Source organism: Paenibacillus bouchesdurhonensis (assembly GCF_900155685.1).
Lineage (GTDB): Bacteria > Bacillota > Bacilli > Paenibacillales > Paenibacillaceae > Fontibacillus > Fontibacillus bouchesdurhonensis.
Genome location: NZ_LT732548.1, coordinates 1,112,925 through 1,132,713, shown reverse-complemented (window position 1 = coordinate 1,132,713; position 19,789 = coordinate 1,112,925). Strand labels below are relative to the sequence as shown.

17 protein-coding genes are annotated in these 19,789 nt (G+C 48.6%); 4 read left to right on the top strand and 13 right to left on the bottom strand.

Features of this window, described 5'->3' with window-relative positions; translation table 11 throughout:
* Window positions 1-40 precede the first annotated feature (40 nt).
* From nadE to CZ379_RS09605, 8 genes are all read right to left on the bottom strand, one after another.
* Window positions 41-874 (bottom strand): ammonia-dependent NAD(+) synthetase, encoded by an 834-nt coding sequence (nadE, locus tag CZ379_RS09640; protein WP_110931433.1) that lies wholly within the window; start codon window positions 872-874, stop codon window positions 41-43.
* A 123-nt stretch (window positions 875-997) separates the two neighbouring features.
* Window positions 998-2,500: a nicotinate phosphoribosyltransferase gene (locus tag CZ379_RS09635; RefSeq protein WP_110931432.1), complete on the bottom strand. Its 1,503-nt coding sequence runs from the start codon at window positions 2,498-2,500 to the stop codon at window positions 998-1,000.
* Window positions 2,501-2,522: 22 nt separating this feature from the next.
* Window positions 2,523-3,083, bottom strand: a complete 561-nt coding sequence (locus tag CZ379_RS09630) for a cysteine hydrolase family protein (protein ID WP_110931431.1) — start codon at window positions 3,081-3,083, stop codon at window positions 2,523-2,525.
* A gap of 61 nt (window positions 3,084-3,144) precedes the next feature.
* The gene (locus CZ379_RS09625; RefSeq protein WP_110931430.1) at window positions 3,145-3,921 is read right to left on the bottom strand and encodes an NUDIX hydrolase; all 777 of its coding nucleotides are present in this window, start codon (window positions 3,919-3,921) and stop codon (window positions 3,145-3,147) included.
* A gap of 202 nt (window positions 3,922-4,123) precedes the next feature.
* Window positions 4,124-5,935, bottom strand: a complete 1,812-nt coding sequence (locus tag CZ379_RS09620) for an FAD-dependent oxidoreductase (protein WP_110931429.1) — start codon at window positions 5,933-5,935, stop codon at window positions 4,124-4,126.
* Between the two features lie 141 nt (window positions 5,936-6,076).
* Entirely contained in the window at window positions 6,077-7,354 is a 1,278-nt protein-coding gene (locus CZ379_RS09615) for a MerR family transcriptional regulator (RefSeq protein WP_110931428.1), read from the bottom strand.
* Between the two features lie 457 nt (window positions 7,355-7,811).
* Window positions 7,812-8,606 carry a TrmH family RNA methyltransferase gene (locus tag CZ379_RS09610; RefSeq protein WP_110931427.1) on the bottom strand — a complete coding sequence of 265 codons (795 nt, stop codon included), beginning with the start codon at window positions 8,604-8,606 and terminating at the stop codon, window positions 7,812-7,814.
* Between the two features lie 21 nt (window positions 8,607-8,627).
* Entirely contained in the window at window positions 8,628-9,323 is a 696-nt protein-coding gene (locus CZ379_RS09605; RefSeq protein ID WP_199925808.1) for a potassium channel family protein, read from the bottom strand.
* Between the two features lie 106 nt (window positions 9,324-9,429).
* Between CZ379_RS09605 and sspI the strand changes: the two genes are divergently transcribed.
* Window positions 9,430-9,663, top strand: a complete 234-nt coding sequence (gene sspI, locus CZ379_RS09600; RefSeq protein WP_110931425.1) for a small acid-soluble spore protein SspI — start codon at window positions 9,430-9,432, stop codon at window positions 9,661-9,663.
* 175 nt (window positions 9,664-9,838) lie between these two features.
* Here sspI and CZ379_RS09595 read toward each other — a convergent pair whose 3' ends face one another.
* The 3 genes from CZ379_RS09595 to CZ379_RS09585 form a co-directional block, all read right to left on the bottom strand.
* A complete protein-coding gene (locus tag CZ379_RS09595; protein WP_110931424.1) occupies window positions 9,839-11,422 on the bottom strand; it encodes a peptide chain release factor 3 in 1,584 nt (527 codons plus the stop codon).
* 189 nt (window positions 11,423-11,611) lie between these two features.
* Window positions 11,612-13,159: a glucose-6-phosphate dehydrogenase gene (gene zwf / locus CZ379_RS09590; RefSeq protein WP_110931423.1), complete on the bottom strand. Its 1,548-nt coding sequence runs from the start codon at window positions 13,157-13,159 to the stop codon at window positions 11,612-11,614.
* A 183-nt stretch (window positions 13,160-13,342) separates the two neighbouring features.
* On the bottom strand, window positions 13,343-14,179 hold the full coding sequence (locus CZ379_RS09585; RefSeq protein ID WP_199925549.1) for a YwmB family TATA-box binding protein: 837 nt from the start codon (window positions 14,177-14,179) through the stop codon (window positions 13,343-13,345).
* Window positions 14,180-14,314: 135 nt separating this feature from the next.
* Between CZ379_RS09585 and CZ379_RS09580 the strand changes: the two genes are divergently transcribed.
* Genes CZ379_RS09580 through CZ379_RS09570 form a run of 3 tightly spaced genes read left to right on the top strand, consistent with a single transcriptional unit; the run spans window position 14,315 to window position 18,062 of the window.
* Window positions 14,315-15,412, top strand: coding sequence for a GerAB/ArcD/ProY family transporter (locus tag CZ379_RS09580; RefSeq protein WP_110931421.1), 1,098 nt, complete (start codon window positions 14,315-14,317; stop codon window positions 15,410-15,412).
* Window positions 15,402-16,883 (top strand): spore germination protein, encoded by a 1,482-nt coding sequence (locus tag CZ379_RS09575; RefSeq protein ID WP_110931420.1) that lies wholly within the window; start codon window positions 15,402-15,404, stop codon window positions 16,881-16,883. Before CZ379_RS09580 ends, CZ379_RS09575 begins: the two co-directional genes overlap by 11 nt.
* Window positions 16,884-16,886: 3 nt before the next feature.
* Complete coding sequence (locus tag CZ379_RS09570; protein WP_199925548.1) at window positions 16,887-18,062, top strand: Ger(x)C family spore germination protein; 1,176 nt, start codon at window positions 16,887-16,889, stop codon at window positions 18,060-18,062.
* 4 nt (window positions 18,063-18,066) lie between these two features.
* On the opposite strand, the gene CZ379_RS09565 is transcribed toward CZ379_RS09570, so the two are convergent.
* Together CZ379_RS09565 and CZ379_RS09560 are read right to left on the bottom strand one after the other, a co-directional pair.
* A complete protein-coding gene (locus CZ379_RS09565) occupies window positions 18,067-18,711 on the bottom strand; it encodes a response regulator (protein ID WP_407668701.1) in 645 nt (214 codons plus the stop codon).
* Complete coding sequence (locus CZ379_RS09560; RefSeq protein WP_110931417.1) at window positions 18,701-19,774, bottom strand: sensor histidine kinase; 1,074 nt, start codon at window positions 19,772-19,774, stop codon at window positions 18,701-18,703. Before CZ379_RS09560 ends, CZ379_RS09565 begins: the two co-directional genes overlap by 11 nt.
* Window positions 19,775-19,789 lie beyond the last annotated feature (15 nt).

Genomic DNA, 19,789 nt, shown 5'->3' with positions numbered 1-19,789 from the left:
CAAAGGGAGCATAAAAGATCGCTAGGGAGTTTAGTTTTCCCTATTTCCACCATGTGTCGAACGGCGTGGCCGGAAGTTCCCGCTTATGGCGGGAGACGGCATAGCGTTTCTCGATCTTGGACTGATCCTGCGGATCAACGGCCAGCCCCATTAAATACTGATCGAGCACCTCATAGGTAATTCCAAGCTCTGTTTCATCGGACTGCAGAGGATTGTTGTCCAGCAGATCGGCGGTAGGGATTTTGAGATACAAGCGATCCGAAGCCTTGAGCTCCATCAGCAGCTCGCGCCCCTGTCCCTTAGTTAACCCCGCCAGAGGCAGAACATCCGCCCCACCGTCGCCAAATTTTGTAAAGAACCCCGTAATGGACTCCGCAGCGTGATCCGTACCTACAACCAAGCAGCCGGTTTCTCCACCGATCGCATATTGGACGATCATCCTCATGCGAGCTTTGGCGTTGCCTTTGTTAAAATCGGATAATCCGAGCTTCGTGCTTTGTTCGAATACGTTGGCAAAAGCCAGGATCGGCTCCTGAATGTTCACAACGAATTCCTGATCCGCCTGAATGAATTCCATCGCGGCAACGGCGTCAGCTTCGTCCTGCTGCACCCCGTAGGGCAGGCGCACTGCGTAGAACGTCGCGTCATACCCTTCGGCGCGCAGCTCTTCGACGGCCAATTGCGCTAACCGGCCGGCCAGCGTGGAATCCTGGCCTCCGCTGATTCCAAGCACGTAGCCTTTCGCACTGGCCTTCCTGCAATAAGCCTTCAAAAAATCGATCCGGCTGCGAATTTCCGCTTTCACATCAATGCTCGGCTTGACGTGCAATGCTTCGGTGATTTGCTTCTGAGTGTTATCGTTATCGATTGGCATTGAAACCTACTCCCTTCTACCTGTTGAACTGGCTAACCTAAGTCGATTCTTATCCAACATTCTAAAAAATATCATTACCCTTATAAGCTTGAAAAGCCATCATCCCCGAATGAATACATTCTCTTAGCCATCCGGGTTCGCCATTCGCTGCTGAACCCTGTGCTGCGCATCTTCAATCAGTCTCATCTTATTATTCCAACAGTCTTGACTTAAATTAACAGGATATTCGGCCGGGTTCAAGAGCCGCTTGTATTCCTCCCAAAGCACCCCTAAATTACCTGCTGCAAACTGTCTGATCTCCTGTAAAGTTGGAAGCTCATATACCAATTCTCCGTCTTCCAAAATCGTTTGGTGCAGCTCCCGCGCTTCAAAGTTGGTAACGAATTTAGCGATAAACGTGTGAACGGGGTGGAACATTTTCAGACGTTCTTCGCGCTGCGGGTTTTCGTGTTCCAAAGCAATATAATCGCCTTCCGATTTCTGATTGCTTTTGTTGATAATCCGATACACTTTTTTACGGCCCGGCGTCGTAATCTTTTCAGGATTCGAGCTGATTTTAATGGTATCCACCATTTTACCATGCTCATCCTCAATTGAAATCAATTTATAAACAGCCCCGAGTGCAGGCTGGTCATAAGCGGTAATCAGCTTCGTGCCGATGCCCCAGACATCGATTTTTGCTCCCTGTGCCTTCAGGTTCATGATTGTATGCTCATCCAGGTCATTGGTGGCGTAGATTCTTGCGTCAGGGAAGCCAGCCGCATCGAGCATTTTACGAGCTTCTTTCGATAGGTAGGCCAGATCTCCGCTATCCAGGCGTATGCCGTTGAAGTTAATGCGATCGCCGAATTCCTTGGCTACCTGAATGGCGGTAGGCACCCCCGATCTAAGCGTATCATACGTATCGACTAGGAATACACAGTCTTTATGACATTCCGCGTATTTGCAAAAAGCGGTATATTCGTCGCGATAGGCCTGAACCATGGCATGGGCATGCGTTCCGACGGTAGGGATGCCAAATAATTTCCCGGCTCTAACATTCGACGTAGCCTCAAAGCCTCCAATATAAGCGGCCCTAGTCCCCCAAATTGCGGCATCCATCTCCTGGGCTCGGCGGGTGCCGAACTCCATGCTCACACCATCCTCGATCACTTGTTTAATCCGCGAGGCTTTACTTGCAATCAGCGTTTGATAGTTGACGATGTTCAGCACAGCCGTCTCGATTAACTGCGCCTCTGCAAGCGGAGCTTCGATCTGCATGATCGGTTCATTGGCAAAGACAAGCTCCCCTTCCCTCATCGAGCGCACCGTTCCCGTAAAGCGCAGCGTTTCAAGATAGGCGAGGTAATCGTCGCCATAGCCCTCCTCTTTTAAATAGGCTAAATCGCTCTCTGTAAATCGGAATTTCTTAAGGTAGCGAATGACTCGCTCCAGTCCTGCAAAGACAGAATAGCCGTTTTGAAACGGAATTTTGCGAAAATAGACATCGAATACGGCTTTACGCTCATGCATTTGATCCCGCCAATAGGCCTCCACCATATTAATCTGATATTTATCCGTATGCAGGGCAAGTCCATCATCGGCATAAGGCAGCGATGGAAGCTGGATGTTTGCTTGAGTTCTCATATCGGCTATCCCCTCTCTTATCTCATAGAATCGTCGCGCCCAGCGTTCCTTTGAAATGCCTTAGCGCCCACGCATGTCCTTTCGGGTCAAAGCTTGCGACAGCATTCGCGTGAATAACAAGCTCAAAGCCTTTGTTGTAAGCATCCACCGCCGTGTGCAGCACGCAAATATCCGTACACACCCCGACCAAATGAAGCTCCGTAATTCCACGTGCACGAAGAGTCAGTTCAAGATCTGTACCCGCGAATGCGCTATATCTTGTTTTATCCATCCAGTACATGTTTTCGGAATTCTTGTAGGTCTGGTACACCGCATCTAACGCCCCATACAGCTTCCGTCCAGTTGTCCCTTCGATATTATGCGGAGGAAACAGCTTCGTCTCTGGATGCAGCGTGTCGCCCTGCTTATGAAGGTCAATCGCCAATACCACAAAATCACCACGCTCAATAAACTCTTTAGTCAGCTCAGCCATACGTTCCTCGATCGCTTGTCCAGGCTCACCGCATGTCAACGCTCCGTCCGCTGCGACAAAATCATACGTGTAATCAACATTAATTAACGCTCTTTTGTTTAGAGTAATCATAACAAGCTCCTCCTCTTTATTTAACAATTATCAATTTGTTAATTAACAAAACTAAAAAAAATTACCTTTTGGCGTGATAGATCGAGCTATTCACTTCTACGTCAACAAAACGATACAGCTGAGTAGGTTTCTTGGATGTGCGTGTTGTCTTCTTCCCTTCGATTTCCTGAATAAAAGGCAAGCTTTTTATTTTACGGGCAAATGCAGCGTCCAATGCAATCGCGGAATCGTCTGTCACGGTAAGCAGTACCGCTTGGAGCTCAGAATACGTAAACTCTGCTGGCAGAAACTCCTTGGCCACCGTGGTTTCGAGCAGCTTGTGCCGGATGACAGCAATGGCATCAGCGATAATTTGCGCATGGTCAAAAGCAAGCTCGAGCTGCAGCACCTCCTCCACTGGAAAAAGCTCCACCTCGCTCGCATCGTCATTGGCCTGGCGTTGAGCAAGCTGATGCTCTGGTACAATCGCATAATGCGCATTAGAGATAATCCAGCCTCGCGGATCACGCCCCGGAGCGTCGTATACGCCATAATGCTGGAGATGGATATGATCCACGCCAGTCTCCTCTTTCAATTCCCGGGCAGCCGATTGGAATGCCGTCTCATCCGGATCTACGAAGCCGCCGGGCAGTGCCCATTTGCCCGCCTCAATATTGGGGCGCCCCTCGCTATCGATCATGCTCCGTTTTATAAGCATAATGTGGAGCTCCATAGTCGGAGGCTTAAACATTTCGTCTCTCGCAGATCTAATGGTAAATACCGCAATATCTGAGGTGTACCCGTCAGGTGTTCTATATTTCTTTACGTCATATTGCTGCAAAGCCTGTTCATTCGACATGCGCTGGGTCAGACCTCCTCTATGCAAATTATCAATTAACAATTTGTTAATTGTATTATCGGCTTTGTTTCTTTATTTGTCAAGGGCAACTGTGATATTTATTCATAGAACTTAAATCTAATAGAGATGAATGGCCTGCAGCAAAATCGCCCAGCCTCTGTCGAAGTAGAGGCTGGGCGATTTTTATTGGCTATTAGATTGACTAGTTGCCTTCCTTCACTGCTTGTGCAGCGTGCGCTCCGCTCAACCGTCCGCTGGTCAGCGCATACTGTACAGAACTTCCAGTCATATAGACCTGATTGTACAAATATCGGTTTGCTGCTTCGCCGCCCGCGTAAAGATTGCTGATAATCGAGCCGTCCTCTTTGAGCACCCGGAAATTCTCATCTATCTTGATTCCGCCAAAGGTTCCCATCGTTCGGGGATAGAACTTGAATGCGTAATATGGCCCTTTATTTACCGGGACGAGCATTTGGGAATCCTTCTGGAAGGCATCCTTCCCGGAGGCAGCGCCGGCATTGAACGATTCCATCGTGTTCGCGAAGACCGCTTCAGGCACCCCCATTGCGGCAGCCAGTTCCGTGAAGGTCTCGCCAAACGCAATCTCTTCATTTGGAAGCTTGCCTTGAATCGATTCGATGACCTTCGCGTTGTTGTCGCTTGAGTCAATAACTACCCATATCTGATCATTGGCTTCCGCCTTATTGGTTACAATGGCATAGTGACTGTTTTCATTCATATAGCGCTCGCCTTTTTCATTCACGTATACTTTTGTAGGATCCCATTCCAATGCACGCAATTCAGGAATGTGCGCCGCAACGCCCAGCCCGATAATCCACGGATCTTCGTAGAGCGCCGCTCCCAACTGCTCTGCCATAAGAATACCGTCACCCGTACTGCCCGCGGCAGCCGCACTTACGTCCATGTTATCCACAAACTCAGGCACAAAGCGCTTCATCAGCTCCTCGCTCTTTGCAAAACCGCCTGATGCAATAATGACCTTTTTCGCATGAACGATTAGCTTTCCTTCTGCATTCTCGGCGATCACGCCAATTACAGCGCCCTGCTCATCCGTAATTAATTCTGTTGCTTTCGTTTCGGTAAGAATGTCAATGCCTTTATCCTGGAGCGTCTTCTCCAGATTTGCAATCAAGCTGGCTCCGCCCGCTTCCGGATCATGAAGGCGAGCTACAGGGTCAACGCCAAATCCGCCAACTTTTACATATTTATGATTCATATAATCAACTAACCAATGGGTTGTGTCTACGGCATCATCCATGAATTTCTGCACGCGCTCATAATCCGGATATTCACTGTCCCGCAGACTGGTTTGCTGGCGCTCCTTCCATAGCTTCATCCATGACTCCGGCGTATCCTCGATGCCAAGCTCCTCCTGGAAGCGGGTACCCGTAGCGGCGATGCTTCCGCCAGATAAAGCCGTGGAACCGCCAACTGTTGCCATTTTCTCCAGCACAACGACCTTAGCGCCATTCTCAAACGCGGAGCCTGCAGCGGCAAGACCGGTTCCTCCACCGCCGATGACGACAACATCAGTCGTTAATTCCATTTCCTTCTGCGGCTGAGCATCGTTTGCTACAGCGATTTTAAGGGCATCTATATCCCCTCCAGCCTGCTTAACGCAATCTTCTACGGCGGCAAGAATCGCCTCCGAGGTATTGGTTGCACCCGACACAGCATCAACAGCCAATGTCTGTCCATCGATAATCTGTTGAGGGATGCGCTCGATTGGCGTATCACTGAGACCTTTCGTTTCGCTATGCTCCTTCACGGTAACCGAAACAATCGATTTAGCATCGAATACGACTTCGACCGTCATATCGCCGTTGTTGCCTTCTGCCGTTGCCGTATAAGTACCTGCTTTATAAATGGCAGAAGCATCTCCTGAGTTCGAGTTTGTATCTGAAGCAGACTGCGAGCAAGCAGCCAGGCCGAGTATTAACACAAGCCCCACTAGCAACAGCCTTATCCTTTTCCAATTCCTATTCCTTTTCATCCCGGTTCCCCCTTGATTTAAAATTCCTGAGTACAGCTTTGATTTTAAATTCTGGGGTTATGACGATGTCAAGGTGACTTTGTGAAAAAATGCACGTAAATAATCTTAAGAAATTTGAAAGTACGGGGTCGACCCCACATTTCAAGAAATCATATTTTGTATGTGCACATGCTGGGCTCCAGAGGATATCAGCTCAAAATTGCTTTTTTTCCTGCCAACATAAAGAGTCAAATATTGCTCCTTGTTTTTGATGTCGATGTACGGATTATCTTCAATGATTGGCCCGAGATCTACCGTATCTACTGGCGAATAATTTAACTCAGCCAATCTTTCCAGTATTTTATTGCGATTGAATTGATCCCTTAATTCTAGCGGGATGTCCATAAAATCTCTGCATTTCGTACCCAGATGAGGATACGCTCCGATAAGCAGCCCCTCCGGCTTAAGAAGAGGCGATACGATATCCAGGAGAAACTTTTGCGCGGATTTTGCATAATTTTTGCTCATCCAATGATCGATTATGATATCTATAGAGGAATGAACGATAGGCAATTGGTCGATTTCACAGCAGAAGAAAATATAGTTGCTATGCTCGTGCTGGATCATTAAGTTATTCTTCAAATTCGCGATCCGTTCCTTGTCATGGCAAATGAGAATATAGGTGCTGCTGCTGGGCAAATCATCGATATACTGCATCAGAAACCGGCCAGCGCAATTATCCAGCTCCATAATATATTTCGGGGTGTTTCCGTAGTTTTGCATATAGTCGATTAATGTCGTCGTCCCATTATAAATAAAATTAATGTACTTCGGTGAAGCAACCTCCAGAAACTCATGCTTCGTCGGCATCTCCTTTTTTCTTCCAGCCCTTCCGGCCGCATTCGTATCGATAAAAATTCCATCCTCAATGACCGCGGTGTAACCGCACTTGCACTCAATAGCTGCTTCCAGGATCATATTGTTCGCTATAGATCCGCCGCTGATCCCGAGCGCATTTTTGCAATACGGACAGTGCAGGAGTGCTAGGGAGGATATGGGAAACCCCAGCCTTCTCAGGTTACGATTATCTTCTAACTTCAACTCGTTAATTTTGTTTTTGAGATGATAGTCGATTTCTTTCATCTTTTGCTGCTCTTGCCTGACTTGCTCCTGCTTTCTCTCCAAATGTGACAAGTAAAAGCTTCTGAAATCATCCGATTTCTCCCCTTCAAGCCGATAGAAGCATAGAATTTCCTGAATTTCGGTTAAGGAAAAATCCAGTTGCTTCAGCATAACTATTTGCTCGATGGCGCCGCTATCCTCTTCCGTAAAATGATATTGGGAGCCCTGCTTTTCAACAACCAGCAGTCCCATGTCTATGTAATGGCGAATCGTATCATGCGTTATGTTATTTCTTCTTGCGAACTCGCCAATCTTCATTTTGCATTACTCCTTTATGGTTCATGATGTCGGGCTGCAGTATGTCTGAAAGAGATTCCGCAGCACGCAGTGTTTAGCGTCGGGATGCCGGTAATCAACTATGTCAACATATATAGTGAAAAAAATCACAATGTGGCTGATGGATAGTTCATCAGAATGCCTGCAGCTGCTAAATACTCTCCAAATGGCCGCCAATTCCTTTTTCTTGCCTCCTACCGCTATCGTACCCGATCAATAAATACTGCGCAACTATCTGTTGAAGCATACACAAAGGGAAGTCCGTTGGATATGCTGCCCTCTCCTTCATGTTCGGGATAATAAATACTGTCCCAATTCGACATAAATCCAGGATGAAAACCTAGAAATAAATTGGATAAATTGTGAACGAAAGGAGAAAAAGACTGGGGAAACGCTTGACCAAAGATTAGAGCATTTACCAGTCTTTAGAGTTTGGTGATTACTTAAAATACCGCTGCCGCTGCGCCTCAAACAGCAGCACCGACGCGGCCATCGCCACGTTCAGCGATTCTGCTTGGCCCCGCATCGGAATAAGCAGCCCGTCGTCCATCAGCTCCCGGACGTTCGGGCTAAGACCTCTCGCCTCGCTGCCAAACAGGAGCCATACCGGCCCTGTAAAGTCATAAGCATAGCAGCTCTTCGCGGCTTGCAGGCTGGTTCCGGCGAGTCGGATGCCTCGCTCCTTCGCTTGAGGCAGAATGTCAGCCAGCTCCCCCTCAATTACGGGCAAATGGAACAACGAGCCCATCGTCGAGCGGATGACCTTCGGATTGTATATATCCGCGCTGCCCGGCCCGACGATTACGCCGCTCGCTCCCACGGCATCCGCGCTGCGAATGATTGTGCCCACATTGCCCGGGTCCTGCACCCCATCCAGGACGACAACGAGGCTGCGCTCCTCCGCCAGCAGAGGCTCCAGCTCATCGCTGCTCTTGCGAACGACCGCAAATACGGGCTGCGGTGTCTTCGCGTCGGTACATTTGGCGATGATCGCCGCCGTAACGCCGATCCATTCCACGCCCAGCGAAGCGGACGCTGCCTCCGATAACTCCGCAGGAATGCCGCGCTCGATTTCATAACAGACGCATTCCAGATCAATCTGCGCCTTAATCGCTTCCTGAACCAAATGAATGCCTTCGATCAGAAATTTATGCTGCTTATCCCTATTTTTCTTCTCAAGCAGCCCAGCCCATTCCTTCACACGGGGATTGTGCGGAGAAGTAATTTGCTGCATAGTTCGGTTCATCCCCTTATTTTATGATTCCGAGTAAGCTAGTTCCAGCTTCTTAAGATCGTTCTTCTCTCCGACAATAACGAGAATATCTCCATCAGCAAGCCGATCATTGGCTGCCGGTGAAATGTTCATCTTGCTGCCCGTCTTGATCGCCATAACGTTGCACCCGAATTTAGCGCGAATATCGAGCTCCTTCAGGTTTTTTCCCACCATCGCCTTCGTGATCTGCAAATCAACGATGCTGTATTCGTCCGACAGTTCAATGTAGTCCAATATATTCGGTGAAGTCAAGTGATGGGCGAGGCGAAGCCCCATATCCCGCTCTGGATAAATCACCTTGTCCGCGCCAATCTTATTCAGCACCTTGCCGTGCAGTTCATTTTGAGCTTTAACGATGATGATCGGCCCGCCGAAATCTTTAAGAATGAGCGTTGTTAAAATGCTCGCCTGAATATTCTCGCCGATCGCGACGACCACAACATCAAAATTCCGGATGCCCAGCGCACGAAGCGCCTCCTCGTCCGTAGAATCCGCCGAGACAGCATGCGTAACAATATTCGATACCGCCTGCGTACGCTGCTCGTTGGAATCGACCGCCAGCACATCAAAGCCCATACCGCTTAAGGCAGTAGCCACGCTAAGCCCAAATCGACCCATGCCGATAACGGCGTATTGTTTCTTTCCGGATTGTGCCATGCTTCCACCTGCCCGAGTCATTATTTTATGCGAATTAGTATACCACAACATGTCCTTAACTTGTATTTTCACAGCGTACATCGGGAACATTAACAGCGGGCAATGACTATTTCAGGGAGGTATTGCTATGCCAATTACTCTTGACCTTAGACAAGCAGTTGTGCATAAGATGCACGGCAAGAATGAAGCAGGCCTGCGGGACATGGTAGAAGGATCTATCGATGCCCAGGAAGCGGCGCTTCCCGGCCTTGGAGTCGTCTTCGAGATCATCTGGAAGCATATTGATGACCCCAAAAAGGATGAACTGATCTCACTCCTAAGCAAAGAGCTTTCTTCTGCCGAGCTTAAGCCATTGAAATAACGATCGCCCGCTGCAACACAACAAAGGAAGCTTCCTTCCTGACATGATGTCGGATAAGGAGGCTTCCTTTAGTTTTTATCTAAAACCATAGGCCTCCGGCTTGACCCCATTACAACCCCTGTAATGATTTCCAATATGGCGGGTAAGCCTTAACCTATTTCTCCGAACTAATCGCTTAAGGCGCCGTTTCTAAAAACTTTGCATCCGGATTTTTTTCCATCGCGGTTCTCATCGCATATTCGTTCTCAAACAGGACGACATAATTCCCCTTCTTATCCTTAACCAGCGTGGAATTAATCCGGAATTTCGATGGATCAACCTTGTCCGCGACAAGCCAGCGGGCGAACTGATACGGCATTCGCTGCAATTGCACGTCCACGCCGTACTCGCCTTTCATCCGGTATTCGAACACCTCGAACTGCAGCTGCCCAACGACGCCAAGCAGCATATCTTCAAAACCTACCGTAGTGAACACTTGAATCGTTCCCTCTTCTGTAAGCTGATCGATTCCTTTCTGGTATTGCTTATGCTTCAAAGCGTTCTTCACCGTTACCTTGGCAAAAATCTCCGGAGAGAAGGTCGGCAGCTCATCAAACTGAATCTCGCTTCCTTGGCTAAGGGAATCCCCGATTCGGAAAATACCCGGATCAAACAAACCGATAATATCACCCGGATATGCTTCCGTTACGATATCCCGATCCTGGGCAAGGAACTGCTGCGGCTGTGAGAGTTTAATCTCTTTGCCGACACGAACATGCTTCACCGACATGCCCCGCTCGAATTTTCCAGAAACAATGCGCAAGAAGGCAATTCGATCCCGGTGCGCCGGATTCATATTGGCCTGGATTTTGAATACATAACCCGAGAATTTTTCATGAGTCGGCTCAACCACTCCCGCCAAACTATGCCGCGGCTCCGGCTTCGGAGCAAGGCGCAGGAAGTTCTCCAGAAACGTCTGAACGCCAAAATTATTTACAGCACTGCCGAAGAAGATCGGAGTGAGCTCGCCGCGGCTTACCTTTTCCATATCGAAAGGATCGCCCGCCACATCGAGGAGCTCCAAATCTTGACAGAGCTGATCATGAAGAAATTCCCCAGCCAACTCACGGATCGCAGGGTCATGATAGTTCTCCACCTTCTTCACCTGAATCTGGGAATGATCGTCCCCTTGGAACAATTCAACCTGATTATTCATCCGGTCATAAATGCCCGATAACTCGCGCCCCGAGCCGATCGGCCAGTTCATCGGCACAGAGCGTATGCCCAGCACCTGCTCGAGCTCTTCCATGAGATCAAACGGGCTCCGCCCTTCCCGATCCAGCTTGTTGATGAAGGTAAAGATCGGAATGCCGCGCTTGGCACAAACCTGGAACAGCTTAATCGTCTGAACCTCAACGCCTTTGGCCACGTCGATCAGCATGACGGCACTGTCCGCAGCGGTCAACGTTCGATACGTGTCCTCACTAAAATCCTGGTGGCCCGGTGTATCCAAAATGTTAATCCGGTGACCGTTATAATCAAACTGCATGACGGAGGAAGTCACGGAGATTCCGCGCTGCTTCTCAATTTCCATCCAGTCGCTTGTCGCATGCTTGCTTGCCTTTCGAGCCTTTACTGATCCAGCCAGACGGATCGCTCCGCCGAACAACAACAGCTTCTCGGTTAATGTTGTTTTCCCGGCATCCGGGTGGGAAATGATCGCAAACGTCCGCCGTTTGTCCACTTCCTGCTGCAGCACTTGTCCCAATGCTTTGCTCATTTATCACTAGTCCTCTCATTCCACAAATTCACGTTGTATATTGTAACATATTTTGTCTCTTTGTACGCAAAAACACCCTCACATCTTGGGAGACATATTTCTTAACAATAAAGAAGCCGCCAACCAGCATTTCAACTGATCGACGGCTTATATTTACCCAGCCAGCTCGATATCAATATCGATATCAGCCTAACCCTTGATCCAAATGACGTTGTCCTCTTCCTGGCCATTCACCGGCCACCAGTGGAAGCCATCCTGCGCCAGCAGCTTATCCGCTTCCTCAGGGCCCCAAGATCCAGCTGCATAAGTGCTGATATCTCCGGATTCCTGCGCCCACGCTGTAGCGATACGGTCAACGAACGCCCATGCTGTAGCAACCTCATCCCACCGGGTAAAGTAAGTGGAATCGCCATTGGCTGCATCATGAATCAGACGCTCATATGCCTCAGGAGAGTTAATGCCTACTTGGCAGCTTTGGCAGAATTCCATTGCCAGCGGACTGATTTGCGACTCTGTTCCCGGCTTCTTCGCGTTGATCTTGATGTAGATCCCTTCCATCGGGTTGACGCGAATTACTAGAAGATTGGGCTCAAGCTTATGCTTTTGGCCGAGGTAGACGTTAGTAGGCATTTGCTTGAATTCCACCACGACTTCCGTTGTCTTCACCGGGAGGCGTTTACCGGTGCGGATATAGAACGGAACTCCCGACCAGCGGAAATTGTCCACATATACCTTTGCCGCAAAATACGTCTCTGTATTGGAATTCGGGTCAACTTTATCCTCTTGACGATAGCCCGGCAGCGCCTTGCCGCCGCTCTCGCCTTCAGAATATTGCCCCCGAACAACATTCTCCTTCACTTCCTGCGGGGAAGTGTACGGGCGAAGCGAACGAAGCACCTTCACCTTCTCATCCCGAATGTCCTCGGCGAGCAATCGGCTTGGCGGCTCCATCGCAATCATCGTAAGCAATTGCAGCATATGGTTCTGCCCCATGTCGCGAAGAGCCCCGGCATTGTCATAATACCCGCCGCGCTCCTCTACGCCGACAGTTTCGCTCAGCGTAATCTGGATATTAGAAATATGCTTATTGTTCCAAAGCGGCTCGAAGAACGCATTCGCGAAGCGAATCACTTCGATATTCTGTACCATCTCTTTGCCGAGATAATGGTCAATTCGATAAATCTCTTCCTCTTTGAACACTTGGTTCAATTCTTCATTCAGCTTCTGTGCAGAGATTAGATCATAGCCGAACGGCTTCTCAATGACGAGTCGATGCCAGCCACTGCTATCCAGCATGCCGCCCTTCTGCAAATTGAAGGATACGCTGCCGAACAATTCCGGCGCAAGTGCCAGATAGAACAGTCGATTGCCCGGAATGCCGAAGCGAGCTTCCACTTCCTCGGTCTGCTGGAGCAGCTCCCGGTATCCATCTATATTGTTAATGTCCAGCGATTTGTACGAAAAATGCTCTGCAAAACGACTCCACTCCGCATTATCATCAACGGAATAACGACAAAACTCCTGAATGGAATGATACACATCATCACGGAATTCTTCTCTTGAGCGGGGACGTCGCGCCACGCCGATAACCGCAAAATCTTCTCCGAGCTTTCCTTCGCGATACAAGGAATATATTGCGGGAAACAACTTGCGCCGTGCCAAATCTCCGGTTGCTCCGAAAATGAAGTATACCGTTCCTGGTGTCTTCACTGAATCTAGATTTTGTATTTCAGTCATGGCTCCTCATTCTTTCTATGTAATATAGTGTATATTTATTCATTCTCCCATCAATGCTATAACCTTACACGGCATCACAGCATGTGATGATATTTTAGCATATTCACTACAAGGATGCCATCAAATTCATATCAAAATTAGTTATGTTCTTTGAAAATTCATCTAATATTTATCTAATATTCATTAATATTCGACCGTCAGCAGTGGAGAACCTATAGATATGTCATATCGCTCCGTCTCCGTATTCCAATGAAGCGCTAGCTGTAAGCTAATATCCTGCCCGGCGCTTTGCACCCTGATCGGCAATTCCTCCACTGCATAAGAGCGGCTGACCGTACGCTCATCCTCAAAACTCTCCACCTGGTGCAGCTTCAGCCGCTTCTTGGCACTAGATTCGATTGCGTCGAAGGCGACGGTCACAGACATAGCCTGAGGCTCCCCCTCTTGACTAATGCTCGTGGAAACACCGGTTTGCGACAGGATTGGCGCATCATCGGCTTCCATGCTTGCCCCCTGCAAAGCCGCATTCCATTTGATGCGCACGCCTTCTGCAAGGAGCATTTCACCATACTTCACACTGTATTCCGCCAACTGCTCCAACCCCATCAACGTTTGATTTTCAAGCCGGAGGACAACATAATACAGCCCGTCTCCATGAGAAAGAATGGCCAGTTTGCCGTGAATTTCTTCTGTCACGGATTCAGCATACAGCACTTCCCGGTCATGCACTTGTTCTGCATAACGATCCAGCCAACCCAGACGGTCAGCCAGAAGCTTCGCCGCTTCCTCCAAGGACAGTTCGGTAAGCCATTCTCCCTGCCACTTCACGGTGCCTCGTATTTCTCCCTGAGTCATGCTCTTGCCTACAGCCAATATTTTCTCCAATTGCATTCTCGATAATTCAGCCTCGGACGAATAAGCAGCAATCGCGCTAGCTGTTGTTCCTGGCCCGTTCAATGTCTTTATCATAATTGCTCCCGCCACAATAACCATAGCGATAATACCCCATAATTTTCTCATGAATATCATCTCTCCCGAACCATTCTATGAATCTATCAACAGGTTCTCCATAGGAGCAGAAATTTATACTTGCATATCCTTTCTCTGACTGGAAAATAATAAGCTCACTGAATCATAGACTGGAGACTGATGTAAATGAATCCCCCAAAACCTACGGCTCTGCAAGCGATCATGACCATCATGCTCACGGTCGGCATCACGAATCATGTATTCATTATTCCCGCGCTTCTCCAAACCGCGAAGCGGGATGCGTGGTTCTCCGTCATTCTATCGGTAGTTCCATTCGTCTTTATTACGCTGCTGATCGCCTATATCTCAAGCCGAACAAATGGCAAACCATTGCCCGTTTGGCTGGAAAACCAGTACGGGAAAGTAATTTCCATCCCGTTTAAAATCATCACGTCTGTTTACTTCCTCGGTACCGCCTGGTTTGCTCTGTTCGATACCATCATGTGGACTAAGGTGACCTTTCTTCCTTACACGCCCATGATTGTAACGGCTGCCGGGCTTGTGCTGGTCTGCCTGATCGCGGCTCGACTCGGCGTGAATTCCATGGCATACGCCTCCGGAATACTGCTCCCACTCGTTGTTCTTCTAGGATTCTATGTGGCTATCGTAAACGTCCAGTTTAAAGATTATCATCAGTTGTTCCCGTTGTTGGAAAATGGCTGGGGCCCCCCCATCAAAGGAGTCATGTATGCCTGCACAGGATTATTCGAGATTTTCTTTATTCTATTTTTGCAGCCATATTTAAAAGCACCGCTTACCAAGAGACACTTCCTTGTTCTGGGCTTTATCCTAATCGGTTTAACATTGGGCCCTCTTACCGGCTCCATTGCGGAATTCAACCCTCACGAGGCCTCCTTGCAGCGCTATCCTGCCTATGAACAATGGAGAATTGCCGGGTTTGGAAAATATGTGTCGCAGACCGATTTCTTCTCGATCTATCAGTGGCTCGCCGGAGTGATCATGCGCATCGCTGTAGCTTTGTTCATCGCAACGGACATCTGGAACATCAGTAATAAGCAGCAGCGCAATACCTTGTTGCTGTTATATTCTGTCGCCCTAACCCTGTTGTGCCTTACCACCTTTACGGACATCCAGTTTCAAAACCTCTTGATTCGATTTGTGTTCCCGTTCAACACATTCCTGATTCTTATCGTTACGCTGCTGCTTACCCTTGCTGTCTTCATCCGATCGCTCAAGAAAGGAGAACCGATCCATGACAAATAACTCACCGCTGCCTGCGGCAGCAGAGCATATTGATACTCCATTTTTACAGCAGTATTTCTCGAAGTCAGCAGATGTCGTTATTCACTGCATACAGGGAGGAGACGAGAATGCCAATCAGCCGGTAACAATAATATATTGTGATGCCATGGCTGATACGATGCAGTTGAATCAAATCGCGCTTCCCGGTTTAACGGCCATTTTCGAAGAATTTCCTGAACCAAATATGATAGACATCGAACGCAACCGTCATCTCCCTCTGATCTCCTTGCCTGAAGAATCGTTATTGCACGAGTTAACTCTTCAGGTTTATAGCGGAAAGCTGATCATTTATATCGAGAAACTGGATGCGTTCTTTAGCCTGGATATCGCTAACCCTCCTTCTCGAGCGCCGGAGGAGCCTACGACGGAATCCTCCATTAAAGGCCCCCAGGACGGATTTACAGAAGAGCTTATTACAAACACAGGACTGCTGCGCAAGCGCCTGCGAACCCAATCCCTCTGCGTGGAGCACTATAATGCGGGAAAGCGGGGCGAAAATAAAATCGGCTTATTTTACATTAGTGACATCATCAATGAGGACATCCTTCAAGAAATCAGAAGAAATTTAAATAGTATCGATACGGACGCGATTATGGGTACTTCATTTATCGAGAACGTGGTGACCAATGAAAAAAACGCCTTTTTTCCGTTAACCGATTATACCGGACGTCCTGACTTTGCCGTAGATGCGCTGCTGAACGGTAAATTTGTCGTAATCGTTGACGGTATTCCGATGGCCATTGTGGCTCCGGTAACAATCACGACCTTATTCACCTCACCTGAAGACGAGAATACTTCCTACTACATCGTTTCGATGCAGAAGATACTGCGGGTATTCGGCCTGCTAATCTCCATGTTACTGCCGGGGTTCTACGTTGCGCTAACAAGCTATAATTTGGAGCAGGTTCCACTTCCGCTGCTTGCGACAATTAGCAATTCACGGCATGGCCTTCCCTTTCCCATACAATTGGAGGCCTTTATAATGTTGTTTCTATTCGAAATATTCAATGAGGCCGGACGCCGCTTGCCCAAAGCCGTTGGCCAGACCGTGACCGTGGTCGGTGGACTCATTATCGGCGATGCTGCAATTCGAGCCGGCATCACCTCGCCAACGATCATCGTCACGGTGGCCATTGCGACTGTAGCTACCTATACCCTTGTCAACCAATCGCTTACCGGGGCAGTATCCCAGTTTCGGCTGTATATATTATTTGTATCCTCAATCTTGGGGATGTTCGGGTTCCTGATCAGTGTTATCGGTCTCGTGTTTTATCTTGCGTATCTAGAATCATACGGGGTTCCGTATTTGTCACCGATATCCCCCTTCCATAAGAAGGACTTTATTCAAGCCGTGATTAAAAAGCCATCCGGCAGCAGTAATCAAAGATCAGGGATTTTTCATCCCAAGGACAACACCTCGAAAGGAGAATGACTGGTGAAATGGAAGGCTGCTCTAGCTGTCATATGTATATGTGCTTTACTATCCGGCTGCTGGGACGCCAAAGAGGCCCAGAGTGTTAATTTCATTACCGCACTAGGCATAGATTACTCTAAAGGACAGTATACGATTTATGCGCAGGTTCTCTCCTTCGGCGACATTTCCAAACAGGAAAGCACCGCTAACACGGAGGATACCAAAGTGTGGATCGCTACCGGCAAAGGAGAAACAGTCACGCAGGCCCTTACTAGCATCTATCCCGCTTCACAGCAGCGAACACTCTGGACTCATGTCAAAGCCATCGTCCTCTCAAAATCACTGATAGAAAGCGAATTGGACAGTTGCTTGACCGCATTGCTTCGCGCCAGCGAGCTTCGTTACACATCCTGGGTCTACGGAACAGACCAAGAAATCCCGCCCATTTTGTCAGGGGTCTCTTTACTTAATCAATCCGCCTTGAGTTCTGAGCTCATGGATCCCAGAGAAGTGTATGAACAGCTATCCACGATCGAGCCCTTGCGGCTAATTAAGCTAATGAACGGTATAAGGGAGCCGGCAGCCACTGTCTTCTTGCCATCCATCAAGCTCACCGAACAGATATGGTCAAAGAAGAATAAACCGATTCCGCTAGTCAAATTAAACGGAGCCTATTTAATTTCCAAAGGAAGAAGCCAAGGTTATTTGGACAATGATTTATTAAGCGGGGCTAGAATCGTTGCCTTTAAAAATATGTATAAATATCCTCTAATGCTGAAATTGCATCAAGGAGGATATGTGCAGCTGAACATTTTAAATTCTAAGCCGTTGGTAAAGGTACGTTTAGAAGGGGACAAAGCGCATATTTCCATCAAGGTTATGGTGAGAGCTGCAGTCTCAGAGGTCGTGGCTCAGCCGGAACCGACTGCAACCGAAATCAAAGCATTGGCGACCGCTTTATTAGAGGAGCAAATAGACAAAGCTTTTCAAACCGCCAAGAAGCAAAATAAAGACATTTATGGCGTCGAGGACATTCTATACCGCCAATTCAACAACCAATGGAAAAAGATGACCGCAGGCCCTCAAAGCCAGGATCATCTTCTATCTTCTATCGAGCTCGACAATGTGGATGTAGATCTAAAAATTATGCATTCCAACACATACAAGCTGCAATATGACCAGCTTAACATTTTCTGAAGAACTATTCTGCCAGCCCATTTTTATAAGCATAAATAGCTGCTTGTGTGCGGTCTTCCACACCCAGCTTAGCTAAAATATTCGTCACATGAAACTTCACAGTTTTAATGCCGATAATCAAATCGTCAGCAATGTCCTGATTGGATTTCCCTTGAGCCAGCAAGCGCAGCACGTCCATCTCCCGATCCGTTAATTCGTCATGGGCTGCGGTCTCCGCCTTCGGTTGTCTGAACCGGTTCATCATTTTGGATGCTACCTGAGACTCCAGAACAGATTGTCCGCGCGCGGCGGCACGAATAGCGTCGGCTACCTCGGAAGCTCGGGATGTCTTGAGAAGGTAACTGAACGCGCCTGCCTCGATGACAGGATACATTTTCTCATCATCCAAATAACTCGTCAGGACGATAACTTTGCATTCAGGATAGAGCTTAAGCAACTGCCTCGTTGTCTCGATTCCATCCATGCCTTCCATCACAAGATCCATGAGTACGACGTCCGGCTTGTATTCCTGAGCCAGCCGGATGCCTTCCTCTCCACTGCTGGCCTCGCCGACCACTTCTATTCCATCCTCCGTACCAAGCACGGCAGCCAGGCCGATTCTAACCATTTCGTGATCATCTACCAGCAATACTTTAATATCATTGTCCATCTCCATGATACTCCTCCCCTCCACTCTCTTCGGTCATCAGCGGTACCGTAATCTCAATCCGCGTCCCTTTGCCCGGTGCAGTTATAAATTGGATTGAGCCGCCGATCTCGAGCACGCGCTCCTGCATCGTGGATAAGCCGTAGGAGGCCTGCTTCTTCTCGTCCAGTTCAAACCCGACGCCATTGTCACGAAGAATGACCTTGACGGTCTCGGCTCTCCGATGAATGCGAATTTCCATCTTATCTGCCTTGGCATGGCGCAGCGTATTCGACATCGCTTCCTGAATGATACGGAATAAATGATTCTCAATTCCTTTGCTAAGCTTCAGGTCTTCATCGATCTCCAACGTCAAATCCATAGGCACCTTCGTCTTGAGCTCGCGTACGAGCTCAAGCAGCCCTTGCGACAGCTCCTTGCCCTCCAAATAAACCGGACGGAGATGCAGCAGCAAGGCTCTCATTTCAGATTGGGCGACAGAAGCCATCTCTTCAATCAGCTCTACCTGCCGCTGGGCCTTGTCGAAATCCTTCTCCAAAGTACGGCCTACCGCCGTCGCTGTCATCGATATAGCGAACAATTGCTGGGAAACCGCATCATGCAGCTCGCGGGCCAGCCTCTGCCGCTCCTCAACGATCGCCGACACCCGCGCCTGCTCAGCCAATTGGGCATTATGCGTAGACAAACGCTGCAAGGAGGTTACCTGCTCCTCCCAACGTTTTCCGATTCTCTCCAGCTGTTGCCCAAGCCGGCCCAGCTCATCTTCCCCCAGCTTAGGCACCGTTCCCGTCTGATTTCCCTTCTCCCACTGCAGCAAGGAATCACGCAGCAAATCAATCCTTCGCTTGGCGCGGTAGCCCTGAAAGAATCCATATACCGCCCCGATCACAAGGAGCAGCGTCAGCAATGTCAGTCCGGCCTGGATACCGATTTTCCATGAGGCTATCGGTATGAAGTACCCATATGTATATAGAACATAGATGATGCCTGCAAGCAGCACAAAAGACAGGAGGATCCCATCCCGCATACTGCGAGATACCATGTTGGACGGTTTTTTCTTTCTCATGGTGGTCAATCCTCC